Below are 3,647 nucleotides of genomic sequence, written 5' to 3' on the forward strand. Positions count from 1 at the left end.
CGCCGACGGACCCTCCGGAGGTGACACCCCGCCCAGGGGCATGGACAGCCACGTGACCAGGGCTTTCGCCCAGGCGGAGTCACGCCAGGCGATACCCGTCTCATCGAGCAGGGTCAGGCGGGCCGCGCGGGACAGCACCAGATCGACTGGCAGCCGAGCGGCCAGCAGGCCACGCAGCACCGCGGCCGCGTAGGGGGTTCCACTGGCACCGCTCACCCCGACCACCCACGGCAGGCGTGCTCCGGCCCCCTCCTCGGGGGCAGTGAACACATCGGCCATGACGAATCCGATGCTCAGACGGCCAGACCACGGCTGGCGAGATCGACAACGGCGAAGAGGAACAAGACGATGCCGACGAATCCGTTCGCGGTGAGGAAGGCCCGGTTGACCCGCGACAGGTCGTTCGGGGACACGATGGCGTGCTCATAGCAGAATGCCGCCGCCGTCAGCACGAGCCCAGCCCACCACCACGGACCGGCGCTGTCCATCAGCCCGTAGACGATGAACAACGCAAAGGTGATCATATGCGTAACCGTGGAACCAATGAGCGCGGCCCGCACCCCGAACCGGGCCGGCACCGCACGCACGCCGATGCGCCGGTCGACCTCGGCATCCTGGCAGGCGTAGATCACGTCGAAGCCGCCGATCCAGCTACCGACCGCAAGGCCGAGCACCAGGGCGGCCCAGGACCACTCACCGGTGACCGCGATCCACGCGCCGACCGGGGCCGCCGCCTGGGCGATGCCGAGCACGGCGTGTGGGAAGTCGGTGAACCGTTTCGCGTAGGGGTAGACGACGAGCGGCGCGACGGCGACCGGCGCGAGCAGCAGGCAGAGCCAGGACAAGGCCGCGGCGGAGGTGAGGAAGACGGCGAGCGCGACCGCGGCGCCGACGACCGCCGTACGCACCGAGACCACGCCGGTGACCAGCTCTCGGTTCGCCGTCCTCGGATTACGGGCGTCGATCGCGCGATCGATGACCCGGTTTGCGGCCATGGCGAAAGTTCGGGCCGCGACCATCGCCACGGTGACGAGGGCGAGGTCCGACCAGTGCACCGACCGGGAATCCGCGAACGAGGCTGCGAGCGCCGCGATGTAGGCGAACGGCAGCGCGAAGACCGAGTGCTCGATGACGACGAGCCGCAGAAACGCCCGTACCCGGCCGGTGGCGTGTCCCGGGCCGGCTCCCGACCCTCGCCCGACCGGCTCCGACGCGCCCGGCACCCACGCGGCGTCACTCACCGCGATCACCACTCCTTGTTCCTTGCCCAGCCAGAGGCCCCAGCGTCCTTTTTGTCCCTCTGGCTAGGCAAGAAAAACGGAGGACGGTCACAGGCCATACTCCTTCCATCGGCGGGTGACCCGTTCGCGGACCGCCTCGTCCATGACGATCTCCTCCGGCCAGCCGCCGTCGCGCCGGTAACCCTCGCTCGGTAGCTTGCGGGTCGCGTCCACACCGACCTTGCCGCCCCAGAACTGCTCGTAGGCGGCGTGGTCGAGATGGTCCACCGGCCCGATGGTGGTGATCAGGTCGTGGGCATAGTCGACGTTGCCGAAGGCGCGCCAAGCGACCTCGTGGTAGTCGTGCACGTCGCAGTCGGCGTCGACGACCACGATCAGCTTCGACAACGACAGCAGCCCGGCCCCCCATACCGCGTTCATCACCTTCTGCGCGTGCTTCGGATAACGCTTCTCGATGGAGACGATGCAGCAATTGTGGAACACCCCCGCCTCGGGCAGGTCGTAGTCGACGATCTCGGGAATCATCATCCTGACCAGTGGCAGGAAGATCCGTTCGGTGGCCTTGCCCATCGGGCCGTCCTCCTGCGGCGGCCGACCGACCACGATCGTCTGGAACACCGGGTCACGCTGCATCGTCATCACGTCGACGTGCAGCGCCGGGAACGGTTCGACGGGCGTGTAGAAGCCGGTGTGGTCGCCGAACGGCCCCTCGGGCAGCCGCTCCCCCGGCTCGAGCCAGCCCTCGATCACCACCTGTGCGTTCGCGGGCACCCGCAGCGGGACGGAGAGGCAGTCGACCATCTCCACCCGCTCGCCGCGCAGGTAACCGGCGAACAGGTACTCGTCGAGGTCGGCAGGCAGGGGCGCGGACGCGGCGTAGGTCACCGCCGGGTCACACCCGAACGCGATGGCGACCGGCAGCCGCTCCCCACGCCGCTCGGCGACCGCGTGATGCGCGTTGGAGTCCTTGTGGATCTGCCAGTGCATGCCGACGGTGCGTGCGTCATGGCGTTGCAACCGGTACATCCCGAGGTTACGCGCCCCGGTCTCGGGGTGCTTTGTGTGCGTCAGACCGAGGTTGAGGAAGGCCCCGCCGTCGTTCGGCCAGGCGTGCACCCCCGGCAGCCGGAACAGGTCGACGTCCGGACCCTTGAGGACGACGTCCTGGCAGGGCGCGGTCCGGACCCGGCGGGGCGGGACCGAGGCGAGCGACGCCGCCTTGCCGAACGCCTCACGCAATCCGGACAGGCCGATCGGCAGCTGCGGGCGCAGCAGCGCGCCGAGCCGTTCACCGATGTCGTCCAGCGCCTCGACGCCGAGCGCGGCAGCCATCCGCTCCTCGGTGCCGAACACATTGATCGCCAGCGGCATGTCGGCGCCGGCCGGGGACTCGAACAGCAGAGCCGGCCCGCGCTCCCGTACCACCCGGGTCACGATCTCGGTGACCTCGAGACGCGGGTCGACGGGTACGGTGACGCGGCGCAGATCCTTCCGCCTTTCGAGATGAGCAAGGAACGCACGCAGATCCGCCCAGGCCATGACCTCCATCCTCGCAGTCGCCACGGGTGGATGCCCGACCGCCCACAGGTGGTCACGATCCCAGTTCAACACGTCACGTCCCGGGCACGGCCTCGTCGGATAACGGACCGGGAGGACGAGGAGGCGGCGCGGAAGGCACACTAGAGATACACGGGCCGGCCATCACCACGACATGTACGTCCGTCGCGGGCCATAGCGGACGGTACGTGCTCGCCTGACCCATCTGGTGAGGTCGCCCGTCCGTGACGCCATCCGTCCGTGACGTCGCCACGGGTCGGGGGTTTCGCCACGGGTCGGGGATTAGATGCCCGCGGATCGGATGTTCCATACCTGACAGGTCAAGACGGACATAACGATCAAGAAAAGCAGGAAGGAGCGACCGGCCGGTGCTGGGCCTCGCGCTGACGTTTGTGATCATTGGTGTTTGGGCTTACGCGATCATCGATGTCTTCGGGACACCCCCCGAGGAGGTTCGGATCATGCCCAAACTCGCGTGGATCGTAGCAGTGATCTTCCTTGGTATCTTCGGCACCGCCGGATGGTTTTTCTTCGGTCGACCTCGCGCGAACAGCGTCGGCGAGCGGCCGTTGCGCCGGCCGGTCTCCGACCATCCGGCCTTCGGGCAACGATCGTCCTGGGGCATCGACAGCCGGCGTGATGGCGGCTTCGGCCGGTACAGCGCGCGGACGGGCACCCGCCGGGCCGCCGTCCGGCCGAAGGGTCCCGACGACGACCCGGACTTCATGCGGGAGCTGTCCGCCCGGATCCGCAAGGGCGAGGCCGGACCTCCGTCGTCATCGTCCCGCGGCTGAGCCGCATGGACGCGGGGGATCCAGGGCCACGAGCCCGCGGCTGACCGGCTCCGCG

At 68.9% G+C, this 3,647-nt stretch carries 4 protein-coding genes; 1 reads left to right on the forward strand and 3 read right to left on the reverse strand.

Annotated elements, in window-relative coordinates:
- The 3 genes from AC08ON_RS03775 to AC08ON_RS03785 all read right to left on the reverse strand — a co-directional run.
- Positions 1 to 279: flavoprotein (locus AC08ON_RS03775; RefSeq protein WP_476616458.1), on the reverse strand; the 279-nt coding region annotated here is incomplete at its 3' end.
- 14 nt (positions 280 to 293) lie between these two features.
- Positions 294 to 1,241: a menaquinone biosynthesis prenyltransferase MqnP gene (gene mqnP, locus AC08ON_RS03780; protein ID WP_476607111.1), complete on the reverse strand. Its 948-nt coding sequence runs from the start codon at positions 1,239 to 1,241 to the stop codon at positions 294 to 296.
- Positions 1,242 to 1,328: 87 nt separating this feature from the next.
- Positions 1,329 to 2,780 (reverse strand): menaquinone biosynthesis decarboxylase, encoded by a 1,452-nt coding sequence (locus tag AC08ON_RS03785; protein ID WP_023839804.1) that lies wholly within the window; start codon positions 2,778 to 2,780, stop codon positions 1,329 to 1,331.
- A gap of 386 nt (positions 2,781 to 3,166) precedes the next feature.
- Between AC08ON_RS03785 and AC08ON_RS03790 the strand changes: the two genes are divergently transcribed.
- Positions 3,167 to 3,592 (forward strand): PLD nuclease N-terminal domain-containing protein, encoded by a 426-nt coding sequence (locus AC08ON_RS03790; RefSeq protein WP_011434974.1) that lies wholly within the window; start codon positions 3,167 to 3,169, stop codon positions 3,590 to 3,592.
- Positions 3,593 to 3,647 lie beyond the last annotated feature (55 nt).

It is taken from the genome of Frankia sp. CoWAU3 (assembly GCF_977971855.1).

What these genes read in the sequence shown, in the direction of transcription:
- AC08ON_RS03785 (WP_023839804.1), bottom strand. Translation starts at nt 2,780, where the DNA reads ATGGCCTGGGCGGATCTGCGTGCGTTCCTTGCTCATCTCGAAAGGCGG.